General features: G+C 68.4%; 13 protein-coding genes. 6 read left to right on the forward strand and 7 right to left on the reverse strand.

From position 1 onward, the window contains the following. Positions 1-24: 24 nt before the first annotated feature. Positions 25-402 (reverse strand): type II toxin-antitoxin system VapC family toxin, encoded by a 378-nt coding sequence (locus tag ACFU7D_RS24970; protein WP_378872436.1) that lies wholly within the window; start codon positions 400-402, stop codon positions 25-27. Next, positions 402-662 carry a type II toxin-antitoxin system Phd/YefM family antitoxin gene (locus ACFU7D_RS24975; protein ID WP_378732635.1) on the reverse strand — a complete coding sequence of 87 codons (261 nt, stop codon included), beginning with the start codon at positions 660-662 and terminating at the stop codon, positions 402-404. Before ACFU7D_RS24975 ends, ACFU7D_RS24970 begins: the two co-directional genes overlap by 1 nt. A gap of 85 nt (positions 663-747) precedes the next feature. On the opposite strand from ACFU7D_RS24975, the gene ACFU7D_RS24980 reads away from it, so the two are divergent. After that, entirely contained in the window at positions 748-1,410 is a 663-nt protein-coding gene (locus ACFU7D_RS24980) for a CTP synthase (RefSeq protein ID WP_378872438.1), read from the forward strand. Positions 1,411-1,487: 77 nt separating this feature from the next. On the opposite strand, the gene ACFU7D_RS24985 is transcribed toward ACFU7D_RS24980, so the two are convergent. Both ACFU7D_RS24985 and ACFU7D_RS24990 read right to left on the reverse strand, forming a co-directional pair. After that, a complete protein-coding gene (locus tag ACFU7D_RS24985; RefSeq protein WP_378872441.1) occupies positions 1,488-2,192 on the reverse strand; it encodes a GPP34 family phosphoprotein in 705 nt (234 codons plus the stop codon). Positions 2,193-2,202: 10 nt separating this feature from the next. Next, on the reverse strand, positions 2,203-3,156 hold the full coding sequence (locus ACFU7D_RS24990; RefSeq protein ID WP_378872443.1) for a helix-turn-helix transcriptional regulator: 954 nt from the start codon (positions 3,154-3,156) through the stop codon (positions 2,203-2,205). Positions 3,157-3,268: 112 nt separating this feature from the next. Here ACFU7D_RS24990 and ACFU7D_RS24995 point away from each other — a divergent pair, with 112 nt between their 5' ends. Beyond that, positions 3,269-4,378: an epoxide hydrolase family protein gene (locus ACFU7D_RS24995; RefSeq protein WP_378872446.1), complete on the forward strand. Its 1,110-nt coding sequence runs from the start codon at positions 3,269-3,271 to the stop codon at positions 4,376-4,378. Positions 4,379-4,443: 65 nt separating this feature from the next. On the opposite strand, the gene ACFU7D_RS25000 is transcribed toward ACFU7D_RS24995, so the two are convergent. The 3 genes from ACFU7D_RS25000 to ACFU7D_RS25010 all read right to left on the reverse strand — a co-directional run bounded on the left by ACFU7D_RS25000 (position 4,444) and on the right by ACFU7D_RS25010 (position 6,829). Then, on the reverse strand, positions 4,444-5,115 hold the full coding sequence (locus tag ACFU7D_RS25000; protein WP_378872448.1) for a GPP34 family phosphoprotein: 672 nt from the start codon (positions 5,113-5,115) through the stop codon (positions 4,444-4,446). Positions 5,116-5,184: 69 nt separating this feature from the next. After that, the gene (locus tag ACFU7D_RS25005) at positions 5,185-5,628 is read right to left on the reverse strand and encodes a VOC family protein (RefSeq protein ID WP_378872451.1); all 444 of its coding nucleotides are present in this window, start codon (positions 5,626-5,628) and stop codon (positions 5,185-5,187) included. Positions 5,629-5,737: 109 nt separating this feature from the next. Continuing rightward, a complete protein-coding gene (locus tag ACFU7D_RS25010; protein ID WP_378872454.1) occupies positions 5,738-6,829 on the reverse strand; it encodes a DNA glycosylase AlkZ-like family protein in 1,092 nt (363 codons plus the stop codon). Positions 6,830-6,980: 151 nt separating this feature from the next. On the opposite strand from ACFU7D_RS25010, the gene ACFU7D_RS25015 reads away from it, so the two are divergent. The 4 genes from ACFU7D_RS25015 (at position 6,981) to yjfF (ending at position 11,724) form a co-directional block, all read left to right on the forward strand. After that, the gene (locus ACFU7D_RS25015) at positions 6,981-7,958 is read left to right on the forward strand and encodes an ABC transporter substrate-binding protein (protein WP_378732618.1); all 978 of its coding nucleotides are present in this window, start codon (positions 6,981-6,983) and stop codon (positions 7,956-7,958) included. 127 nt (positions 7,959-8,085) lie between these two features. Continuing rightward, positions 8,086-9,669: a sugar ABC transporter ATP-binding protein gene (locus ACFU7D_RS25020; protein WP_378872457.1), complete on the forward strand. Its 1,584-nt coding sequence runs from the start codon at positions 8,086-8,088 to the stop codon at positions 9,667-9,669. Beyond that, positions 9,662-10,723, forward strand: a complete 1,062-nt coding sequence (locus ACFU7D_RS25025) for an ABC transporter permease (RefSeq protein ID WP_378872460.1) — start codon at positions 9,662-9,664, stop codon at positions 10,721-10,723. Before ACFU7D_RS25020 ends, ACFU7D_RS25025 begins: the two co-directional genes overlap by 8 nt. Then, the gene (gene yjfF, locus ACFU7D_RS25030; protein ID WP_378732612.1) at positions 10,720-11,724 is read left to right on the forward strand and encodes a galactofuranose ABC transporter, permease protein YjfF; all 1,005 of its coding nucleotides are present in this window, start codon (positions 10,720-10,722) and stop codon (positions 11,722-11,724) included. The genes ACFU7D_RS25025 and yjfF overlap by 4 nt, the downstream gene beginning before the upstream one ends. Positions 11,725-11,986 lie beyond the last annotated feature (262 nt).

Consider the following 11,986-nt stretch of genomic DNA (forward strand, 5'->3'; position numbering starts at 1 on the left):
CACCCGGTGACTGCGAACTTCGACCTACTTCCGTGCGTCCAGGATCCAGTCGTGGCCGAGCCCGAGCAGGATGCGGTCGGACGTCATGAACTCGAGGCCCTCCGCTGAGGCCTGAGCAACCAGGATCCGGTCGAACGGGTCGTGCTTGTTCAACGCCTCGAACTTGGCCACGCGTGCCGCGTGCCGCTCCGTGAACGGAAGCGGGGTGATGCCCTGATCGCCGAAGAGTCGGACGAGATCTTCCGGCGCATCGAACTTGCCGAGCATCCGCTTCATCGTGATCTCGAAATGGGAGATCGGTGACGCGTAGACCGGACCCCCTTCGATGAGGTCCCGGGCCACGGGTCCCAACGTGTCGGGGAACGCCGTCATCCGAATCAGGACGTTGGTGTCGAGCAACATCAGTCGCGACTCGCCTGGATCTCGAGCTCCGGGTCGAACATGCCCCTGATCTCCTCGTCCATCTCTTCCCACTCGTCATCGCTCGGAAGCGAGAACATGCCGCGGAGGCCACCGAGTCGGACCGTGGATTGTGGAAGGGCAGTGATCTGGACGACGGGCTTCCCAGCGCGCGCGATGATCACTGTCTCGCCGTGCTCGGCCTGGTCGACCAAGCGAGACAGATGCGTCTTCGCCTCGTGAATGTTGACCTGCGTCGTCATGATGCCAGTCTAGCTTAGTCCGACTTAGTCCGACCATGGCTGAAATCGGTGGATCGGGATCCACCTGGTTGAGAAGATCCGGTGCATGATCGCACTGCTCGGCGACGACCGGGGACACCGCAGCCACCAGGAGCTCAACGCGCTTCGGCCGCAGCTGGCCGAGCTCGGGGCCGAGACGGAGTGGGTGCCGACCGACTCCGGTTTCGACGTCGGGGCGTACGACGGGGTCTGGCTCGTTCCCGGCTCTCCCTATGCCGATGACGCCGCGGTGATCGCGGCGCTCACGGTCGTGCGGGAGCGGGGGATCCCGTTCCTCGGGGTGTGCGGCGGGATGCAGTACGCGGTGCTGGAGTGGACCCGCAACGTACTCGGCTCGGCGGCGACCCACGCGGAGTCGGACGGCGCGGGAGACGACAACGCGGTTGCCGCGCTGGCATGTTCGCTCTACGGCGAGGAGCGGCTGGTCACTCCCGTCCCCGGCACCCGCTTTGCGGACTGGCAGCCGGAGCCGTTCGTCGGTATGCACTTCTGCAACTACGCGCCGAGCGCCGAAGCCGTGGCCGCGCTGGAGAAGATCGGTGTCGTCGTCGGCGCCACCGCGGACGACGCCGGCGCGGAGGTTCTGGAGTTCCCGGACCACCCGTTCTACGTCACCAGCATGTTCCAGCCCCACATCGGCGCCCTCGTCGGTGCTCCCGTCCACCCGCTGATCCGCGCCTTCGTGAGCGCGGTCGCGGTGCGAGGATGAGCGTCACGCTGCAGTTCCACCCCGACTGGCCGCACGCCGGTGAAGCGGGTCTGGCACTACCTGGCCAGGTTCGGGCGTCAACCGCCCCCGCCGTCTCCGCCACCTCCGCCGTCACCACCGAAGAAGCCTCCACCGTCGCCGCCCCCGTACCAGCCGCCTCGTGCGCGAGATGGCCGAAACATGCCGCGTACGGTGCTGGCGACCCAGTCGCCCCGAGTGACGTGATCCACGCGGTGCGTCATGTCTGTCGGGAACGCGACGGGGGAGTCGAAGAGCCGGTGGATCTGGCCGACGGCGGCGAGGTGGGCGATCAACGTGGCCGTCCGCCGGGTCGGGGCGACGCCGTTGAACAGGGCGGCGGCGAGGTGGCGGCGTACGTCCTGTCTGTAACTGAACTCGGCGGCGGGCCATGAGGTCCGGGTGATGAGGAAGCGCCTCTCCCGCTCCCGGCGCAGCAAGCCCTGGTCGGCGAGGCGGTTGACGAGCTGGCCGTGCATGTCGATTCCGCAGCTTCTGATCAGGGGCGCGGGGCGCGGATGACCGCCGGCGAGCATCAGGCTGCGCTGAAGGAGAGGATCCTGAGGTATCCGGACCCCGGTCGGATGCACCTCCAGCCTGTGTGTGACGGGGTCGGGGTGCAGTTGGACCGCGCCGGAGAGTGCGAGCTCGGACACCAGGCCGCCGCCGGCCAGGAGATCGAGCATTCGAGGGCTGAGGCCGCTGTCGGGTCTCCCGCTGACCCCATCGAGCGTCAGCAGCACGAGGTCCTCCGCGATCAGCATGACGTCGTCATTACGGTGCGGTGATGGCCGCGGCGTAGCGCTTCGCGAGGACGTCGAGGTGGTCGCGGAGCTCCGAGGGTGACTCGACGGTGAAGTCGAGGCCGAGCATGCCGATCCAGACGGCGACGACCTCGAGGCTGTCGCCGCCGGTGACCAGGACGCTGCGGTCGGGGGCGATCGGCTCGACGGTGCCGACGGTGGGGTTGATCCGGGCGATGACCTCGTCGGCGGGGGCGGCGATCATCAGGCGGGCGTGGACGGACCAGCCGGTGCGGGCGACCTCACGGACCAGGAACTCGGTGAGGTCGAAGCCCGGATCGACCGGACGGAAGGGGCGGCCGCCGGGGACCTTGAGGCGCAGCCAGTCGACACGCAGCGGTTGCCAGGAGTCCTCGCGTGGGTCGCGGGCGACGAGATACCAGCGGCGCTGCCAGGAGACCAGGCGGTAGGGCTCGATCTCGATGGGGTCGCCGCGGTAGTCGGCGCGTACGCCGGAGCCGTCCCGGATCGCGGTCGCCAGCGCCTGCAGGGTGCCGGCGTCGACATCCGGGTCGGGGACGTTGCTGTCGGTGTTGACCGGGCCGGTCTCCATCGCATCGACCACCGCGGCGAGCTTGCGACGCAGATGGTCGGGGAGCACCTGGTCGAGCTTGGTGAGGGCACGGGCGCTGGTCTCGGCCACACCGGCGATCCCGGTCGCGGCGCGCAGCCCCACGGCCACGGCGACGGCCTCCTCGTCATCGAGGAGCAGCGGCGGGAGATTGCCGCCGGCGCCGAGCCGGTAGCGCCCACCAGGGCCGCGCACCGACTCGACCGGATAGCCGAGCTCGCGGAGCTTGGTCATGTCGTTGCGCACGGTGCGCTCGGAGACGTCGAGCCGAGCGGCCAGATCGGCTCCTGTCCAGCCGGCCGAGGACTGCAGGAGGCCGAGCAGCGCCAGGAGTCGCGCGGAGGTTTCCAGCACGGGCTCAGACTGCGCCAAAACAACTTCGTCGGCCAGCGAAATTCCGGAATCAGGCTTGCCGGAACCGTTCATAACCTGGTCTCACAAGGTCGAAAACAACCAAGGAGATGTCATGAACACGCAGGTCAACAAGGGAATCAACACCGAGATCAGCACCGTCACCGTCGAGTTCCCGCAGGCGGACCTCGACGACCTCCGCGCCCGTCTGGACAACACCCGGTTCGCCCCCGCGGTGCCCGGGGACTCTTGGACGTACGGCACCCCGACGTCCTACCTCACCGACATGGTCGAGCGCTGGAAGGCGTTCGACTGGCGGGCGGTCGAGGCGCGGATCAACGCCCTGCCCAACTACCTGACCGAGATCGACGGCCAGAGCATCCACTTCATCCACGTACGTTCGTCGCGGCCGGACGCCAAGGCGCTGCTGCTCGCCCACTCCTACCCGAGCTCGTTCCTGGAGTTCCTCGAGATGGTCGAGGACCTCTCCGCGGACTTCCACCTGGTGATCCCGGAGATGCCGGGCTTCGGGCTCTCGGCCCCGCTCCTCGACACCGGCTGGACGATGCGGCGGGTCGCCGAGGCGTACGACGTCCTGATGCGGCGGCTGGGCTACGAGTCCTACGGGGTTCACGGCAGCGACGGCGGCGCGATGGTCGGTCGCGAGCTGGCCCTGCTCGACCCCGAGGGGTTCCTCGGCGCCCACGTCCTGCAGCTCTTCTCGTTCCCGTCCGGCGACCCGAGCGAGTTCGAGGGTTTCGGGCCGAAGGAGTACGCCGCGCTGGAGCACCTGCAGTGGTTCCAGTCCGTCGGTGGCTACAACACGATGAACGGCTCCCGCCCGCAGACGATCGGTGCGGCGCTGGCCGACTCGCCGGTCGGGACGCTGGCCTACAGCGAGCTCTTCGAGTCCTTCGGCAACGGCACGTCGCTGGTCACCCCCGAGCAGGTCATCGAGCAGGCGACCTACTACTGGCTCACCAACTCCTACGCCTCGGCCGCGCGCTACCACTTCGAGGAGGGGCGCGCCGAGCGTGAGCCGGAGGTCTCCCAGGGCCGGATCGGCGTGGCGGTCTTCAAGGACGACTTCCAGACGATCAGGTCGCTGGCAGAGCGGGACAACGCCAACATCCAGCACTGGTCGGAGTTTCCCGAGGGTGGTCACTACGCCGCCCTGGAGCGCCCCGACGTCATCGCCGCCGACCTGCGGGTCTTCTTCGGCTGACCGCAGGCGCAGACCCGAGGATCGCAGTCACCCGGTGACTGCGATCCTCGGGTTGTGTCGTCGGGTCAGATGGCCGCGGTGGTCGTGGCGGCCGTGGTGGCGACCATCACCGCGGTCATGACCGCGGTGACCTCGTCCATCGCGTCCTTGACGCCCTTGGCGGCCCAGTCGCCCCGGGCGATCTCCTTCGCCCGCTTCTTGACCGCCCCGGCGCCGACGGCCCTCGTGTCGACCACCTTGTGGGCGAGGTCGATGGAGGAGAGGAGGGCGATGAGCGGTCCGGTCCGTGCGTCCGGTGCGGCACCCTGGACCAGCACGGCGACCAGGTGGCCGCGTACGGCGTTCTCGTGGGTCGAGTCCGCCGCCGGCCAGGTGGTGCGCGGGAAGAGGCCGAGGATCCTCTCGTCGCGGCGCTTGAGGATGTTGCGGTCGCAGAGCCGCGCGGCGAGGGCCTCGTGCAGGCCCTTGCCGAGGTTGGTGACGGCGTTCTTGGCCGCCAGTGGCTTGGCCGCCAGCACGTCGTACGCAGCGGCCAGGATCGGTTCGTCCGGCCGCCTGCCCGGCAGCGCCATGGCCTTGGCCGGGTTGAGCCCGGACTTGGGGACGATCTGGACCGAGCCCGTCATGACGAGCTCGGTCAGGATCGCTCCGCCCAGCGCCTGCTGGACCCAGGACGAGGCGAGCGTGCCCTTCTCGTCGTCGAGCACGAGCAGCAGCAGGTCTTCTGCGATCAGCATGTACCGACAGTAAAACGGCTCGCTGATCGACGCCTCCTACGAAAGACGGATCTTTGGGCGGACCTTCGTCTAGGCCTGTGCCGACTCCGGGCCGGCGACGTCGAACATCCAGCTCACGCCGAACTTGTCGTCGAACTGGCCGAAGTAGTCACCCCATGGAGCCTGCGCGAACGGCATCGCGGGCGTGCCGCCCTCGGAGAGCTTGGCGTAGTAGTCGGCGAAGCGGGGCTGGTCGGCGGGGTCGGCGCTGGTCATCGCGACGGTGATGCCGGCGGTCGGAGCGACGTGGTCCATCCCTGGAGGCGTGTCGGCGGCCATCAGGACGAGGCCGTCGTCGAGGGTGAGCGAGCCGTGCATGATCAGGTCCTTCGCCTCCGGGTCCACCGGACCCATCGCGTCACCCATGGAGCCGAAGGTCATCGTCTCGACGGTGCCGCCGAGCACCGACCGGTAGAACTCGAGCGCCTCAGCGGCCTCGGACTTGAAGCTGATGTAGGGGTTGAGCGTTGCCATTCGGATCGTCTCCTTTGATCGATTTCCGACCCCGTTCGCTCACAGTAAGCGCCTCGAAGGAGGTGGAGAAGGGCAATTCGCGTCGGTTTGCCCTGTTTTCGGGTCACTGTCACGGGTGGGTGATCTCGACGCCCAGCCACCCGGCCAGCGCCTCGATCTCGGCCTCCACCGCGTCCCCGATCTCCCCGGTCCACCCGATGTCCTCGTGGACGGCGAAGACGTTCATCTGCGCCTTCTTGTGGTCCACCTTCGCGTCGAGCTTCCCGACGAGCCGCTCGCCGTACAGGATCGGGAGGGCGAAGTAGCCCCAGCGTCGCTTGGCGGCCGGCTTGTACATCTCCAGGACGTACTCGAACCCGAACAGGTCCAGCGCCCGGTCGCGGTCGTAGACGAGGCGGTCGAAGGGGGAGAGCAGGGCAGCCCGCGGGGAGAACCCGTCCTCGAGGGCGGCCAGGGCCTCGGGGTCGACCCGCCACTCGCCGTCGACGCCGGCCACGGTGCAGAGGACGCCCGCGTCACCGGCGCCGAGCACCTCGCCTCCGGAGGAGTCCTTCCGCCCGGGACGGGCGATCCCGAGCGAGCCCAACCTGCGCACCGTCTCCACCCTGAGCGCCTCCTCCGGGGCGGGAAGGCGCAGGTCGGACGGGTAGACGCGTTCGGCGATGTCCCAGGTGCGCAGCTTGCCGCGGCGGCCGGCGATGGCGACGTCGCCCATCCGGTTGAGCAGCTCGATCATCCGCAGCACGTTCTTGTCGTTGGTCCACCCGGTCGAGGCCCACGGCACCTCGGAGGTGTCCTCGATCTCGCCGGCCACGAGCGGACCGTCGGCTCGCAGGCGATCCAGGATCTGCGTACGGAATCTCTTGTTGGCCTCCACCCACTCGAGAGCCGTGGGGTGGATCCGGCCCGGGGAGAGGGCGAGGACCGTCTCGATCTCGTCCATAGGGACGATGAAGCTGGAGAACTCCACCAGCGAGCGCTCCTGCTCGAGGGCGAAGGTCAGATCCGAATGATCGTACGCATCGCCCAACCGCGACCACGCCACCAGATCCGCGCTCGGCGCGATCGCCCTGGTCGGGTCGATCTGCAGCAGCGTCAGCTGGTCGACGGTCTCCACCAGCGAGACGGGCCGGCGCGCATCGAGGAGCTGGGCGCGGACGGCGATCCGGCGCGCCTGTTCCGGGGTCAGGGTGAGCGTCATATCGACACAGTATGGGGAGTTCCGGACGACCTGCTGCCGATTCGAACCGATCTTCCGATTCCGCTTGACCGGGGGAATGTTAACGCTCACACTAGGGCGCATCGTGACGACGGTCACACTGGCCGCCGCAGTGAAAAACTGGAGGACGACAGTGAAGAAGACCCTCATCGCCCTGTGCACGCTCGCCGTCGGCGGGATGTCGCTCAGCGCGTGCGGTGGCAGCGAAGCTGCCGACGACGGCTCGATCACCATGGGCTTTGCCCAGGTCGGCGCCGAGAGCGGCTGGCGCACCGCGAACACCACATCGATCCAGGACTCGGCCGAGGAGGCCGGCATCGACCTGAAGTTCTCCGACGCTCAGCAGAAGCAGGAGAACCAGATCAAGTCGATCCGGTCCTACATCCAGCAGAAGGTGGATGTCATCGCGTTCAGCCCGGTCGTCGAGACCGGTTGGGATGCGGTGCTCCAGGAGGCCAAGCGCGCCAAGATCCCCGTCGTGCTGACCGACCGGGCCGTGGACACCGAGGACACCTCGCTCTACGTCACCTTCATCGGCTCCGACTTCGTCGAGGAGGGTGAGAAGGCGGGGCAGTGGCTGGTCGACAACGCCGACGCCTCCGACGTCGACAAGGACGGCGCGGTCAACGTCGTCGAGCTCCAGGGCACCACCGGATCGGCGCCTGCGATCGACCGGAAGAAGGGGTTCGAGGACGTCATCTCCTCGGACTCCACGATCAAGATCACCGAGTCCCAGACCGGTGACTTCACCCGTGACGGCGGCAAGCAGGTCATGGAGGCCTTCTTGCAGTCCAACCCGAAGATCGACGTCGTCTACGCCCACAACGACGACATGGGTCTGGGCGCGATCGAGGCGATCAAGGCAGCCGGCAAGAAGCCCGGCACCGACATCAAGATCATCACCGTCGACGCGGTCAAGGACGGCATGACCGCGCTCGCCGCCGGCGAGATCAACTTCATCGTCGAGTGCAGCCCGCTGCTGGGGCCGCAGCTGATGGACGTCGCCGAGAAGGTCGTCGCCGGCGACGAGGTCCCCGACCGCATCGTCACCGAGGAGACCACCTTCACCCCGGAGCAGGCCGCCGAGGCGCTGCCCGACCGGAAGTACTGACGCCGTTGACCGAGGTCACTCGGTGAGGCGTCGCTTCCCTCGTGGAACTCCGCGAGGGCAGCGCGCACCCACCGAGTCACCTCGGTGAGCATTCCGCCGCCCCCGACCCGCCAGGAGCCAGTACGACATGAGCCAGGCAGAAACGAAGCCACCGCGGCCGGTGGTGGAGATGCTCGACGTCTCCATCACGTTCGGAGCGGTCCGAGCGCTCGACGGCGTCTCGCTGCGACTCCTGCCGGGGGAGGTGCACGCGCTCATGGGGGAGAACGGGGCCGGGAAGTCGACGCTGATCAAGGCCCTGACCGGGGTCTACACGATCGACTCGGGACGGGTGGAGATCGCCGGCGTCGAGACCCGGTTCGCCACCCCGGCCGCGGCGCAGCATGCCGGGATCAGCACGGTCTACCAGGAGGTCAACCTGGTGCCCAACCTCACCGTGGCCGAGAACATGCTCCTCGGCCGCGAGCCGCGCCGCCTCAACGGGATCGGCGCGATCGACCGCCGGGCGATGAACCGCCGGGCCGCCGCCTCGCTGCAAGGCCTCGGTATCGAAATCGACCCCGGTTCGGAGCTTGGCAGCCACCCGATCGCCGTCCAGCAGCTCGTCGCGATCGCACGTGCCGTCGACACCGACGCCCGGGTGCTGATCCTCGACGAGCCGACCTCGAGCCTCGACGCCGACGAGGCGGCCAGGCTCTTCGAGGTGATGCGCAGGCTGCGTGACCAGGGCACCGCGATCGTCTTCGTCTCCCACTTCCTCGACCAGGTCTTCGAGATCTCCGACCGGATGACGATCCTGCGCAACGGCCGCGTGGTGGGCGAGCGGCGGGTCGCGGATACCACCCAGCTGGAGCTGGTGCAGCTGATGATCGGCCGCGACCTCCAGGTCCTCGAACGCCTCGACCATGCCGTGCACGAGGCGTCCGAGGAGGCTGCGACCGAGCACCGCCTCCCGGTGCTGAGCGCGGTCGGGCTGGGTCGGAAGGGGAGCCTGGAGGCCACCGACCTCACCCTCTTTCCCGGGGAGGTCGTCGGCATCGCCGGCCTGCTCGGCTCGGGGCGTACGGAGCTGGCCCGGCTGTTGTTCGGCGCCGACGCCCCGGACACCGGAGACCTCACCGTTCGCGGCTCGAGTCGCCGGAGGCTGCGCAGCCCACGGCATGCGATCGACCGCAAGCTCGCCTTCTGCAGCGAGGACCGCAAGGCCGAGGGCGTCTTCGAGGAGCTCTCCGTGGCCGACAACATGCTGCTCGGCCTGCAGGCGAGCCGTGGCTGGCTGCGGCCGATCCCGGCGGCCACCCGTTCGACGCTGGTCAAGGAGTTCATGACCGCTCTCGACGTACGACCGGCCGACCCGAGCCTGCCGATGCGAAGCCTGTCCGGTGGCAACCAGCAGAAGGTCCTGCTGGCGCGCTGGCTGATCACGGAGCCCGACGTACTCCTGCTCGACGAGCCCACCCGCGGCATCGACATCGGCGCCAAGACCCAGATCCAGCAGCTCGTCGCCGATCTGGCCGAGAAGGGGATGAGCGTGGTGTTCATCTCCGCCGAGCTCGAGGAGGTGCTCCGGCTGAGCCATCGGCTGGTGGTCCTCAAGGACCGCCGCAAGATCGCCGAGAGACCCAACCGTGGTGTCGACGTCAACGACGTACTCGAGATCATCACCGGCGAACCTGGCGGCCTCGCCGAGAAGGAGCGAGCAGATGCCTGAGATCGTCGGACCCGCCAAGGCCCTCGGCGCCCGAGCCGTGGCCCATCGGCTCTTCTGGCCGCTGGCCGCGCTCGGTGCTCTGCTGGTGGTCAACCTGATCGCGACGCCGACGTTCTTCAACGTACGCATCCAGGACGGTCACCTCTTCGGCAGCCTGGTCGACATCGTCCGCAACGGTGCCCCGGTGCTGCTGGTCGCGATCGGGATGACGCTGGTCATCGCGACCCGCGGGATCGACCTCTCGGTGGGCGCGGTGGCGGCCATCGCGGGTGCCGTCGCCTGCGTCTACATCGTCAAGAGCCCCGCCGACGGCGCTGCGGGCACGGCCGTCGTCGCGATCACGATGGCGCTCGCCGTCTGCGTCGCGCTGGGGCTGTGGAACGGCTTCCTGGTCGCGGTGGTCGGCATCCAGCCGATCATCGCCACGCTGGTACTGATGGTCGCCGGCCGAGGGATCGCGATGCTGGTGACCGGTGGCCAGATCACCACCGTCAACAACGACGCCTTCGCCGCGCTGGCCTCCGGCCACCTGCTCACCCTCCCCGTCGCCGCTCTGATCGCGCTCGGTGTCTTCGCCGCCACCCAGATCGTCGTACGCCGCACCGCGCTCGGCCTGCTCATCGAGTCGGTCGGGATCAACCCGGAGGCGAGCCGGCTGGCAGGGGTGCGGTCACGGACGATCATCTGGACCGTCTACGTCTTCGCGGCGCTGTGCGCCGGGACCGCCGGCCTGATCATCGCCGCCAACACCCACTCGGTGAACGCCAACAGCCTCGGTCTGTGGATCGAGCTGGACGCGATCCTCGCCGTCGTCATCGGAGGTACGTCGCTGGCCGGCGGCCGCTTCTCGCTGACCGGCACGCTGGTCGGGGCGATGCTGATCGCCACGCTCACCCGGACCATCCCGAACATCGGCATCCCGGCCGAGGCCAACTATCTGTTCAAGGCGCTGGTGGTCGTGGTCGTGTGCCTGCTGCAGTCGCCGAAGGCGCGGTCGGTGCTGCAACGGCGCAGCGACCGCACGCCGACCAGCCGAGAGGAGGCTGTGGCATGAGTGCTCAGGTGCCCACGATCGAGACCGGTGTCATCGCCCGGATCGCCCGCTACAGCCCGCCGCGCCGCTACCTGCCCGTGATCGGCACGTTCGCGCTGTTCATCGGCATGTTCGGCGTCGGCGGGATCCGCTACGAGGGGTTCGCCGACCCGCAGGTCTTCCTGACGCTGCTGCTCGACAACGCGTTCCTGATCGTGCTCGCGGTGGGGATGACGTTCGTGATCCTGACCGGCGGGATCGACCTCTCGGTCGGCTCCAACGTGGCCCTCTCGACGCTGATCGCGGCCCGGACGCTCGAGCTCGGCCTGCCGGTGGTCGCGGTGATCGTGGTCGTGCTCCTGTCCGGCATCCTGCTCGGCACCGCGATGGGGTTGCTGATCCACTACTTCGACATCCAGCCGTTCATCGCCACTCTGGCGGGCATGTTCTTGGCCCGCGGGCTCTGCTACCTGATCAGCGTCGACTCGATCCCGATCAAGGACGAGACCTTCTCGGCCATCGCGTTCGGCTCGATCACCCTGCCCGGCGGCTACTACCTCGGGTGGACGGCGGTCTTCGCGCTGGTGATCGTCGCGGTGGCTGCGTACGTCCTCGCCTCGACGCGCTTCGGACGCACCGTCTACGCACTCGGCGGCAGCGAGCCGTCGGCGCTCCTGATGGGCTTGCCGGTCGCGGCGACCAAGGTCGGGGTGTACGCGATCAGCGGGCTGTGCGCCGCGCTGGGCGGGCTGCTGTTCGCGCTCTACACGCTCTCGGGCTACTCGCTGCACGCGGTCGGGATGGAGTTGGACGCGATCGCCGCGGTGGTCATCGGCGGCACGCTGCTCACCGGCGGCCGCGGTTTCGTGGTCGGGTCGTTGCTCGGGGTGCTCGTGCTGGGCACGATCCAGACCTTCATCTCCTTCGACGGCACGTTGTCGTCGTGGTGGACGCGGATCACGATCGGGGTGTTGGTGCTGGTGTTCGTGGTGGCGCAGAGGGTGTTGACTCGGCGGTCGTAGTTGGGTGCTGTGTTTTGTGGCTGGTGTCTGCCGCCGACCCTTGCTTGGAGGGTGTTCTCGGCGGCGTCCGGAGTAAAGGACGGCCTGCGGCCGCCGGCTGACGCCGGTCGCCTTCGGCGATCCTTGACACCGGCCGTCGCCGAGAAAAGACTGGCTGGCTATCGGGCTGGCGGCAGGGGTTTGGCGCGGAGATCCGGGTCGGGTAGGGGCTTGGGATCTGAGGGTGAACGAATTTTCGTTCACGCAGAGATCGTCGTGGGGC

The sequence above is a fragment of the Nocardioides sp. NPDC057577 genome, assembly GCF_042801335.1.
In the GTDB taxonomy this organism is placed as follows: Bacteria; Actinomycetota; Actinomycetes; order Propionibacteriales; family Nocardioidaceae; genus Nocardioides.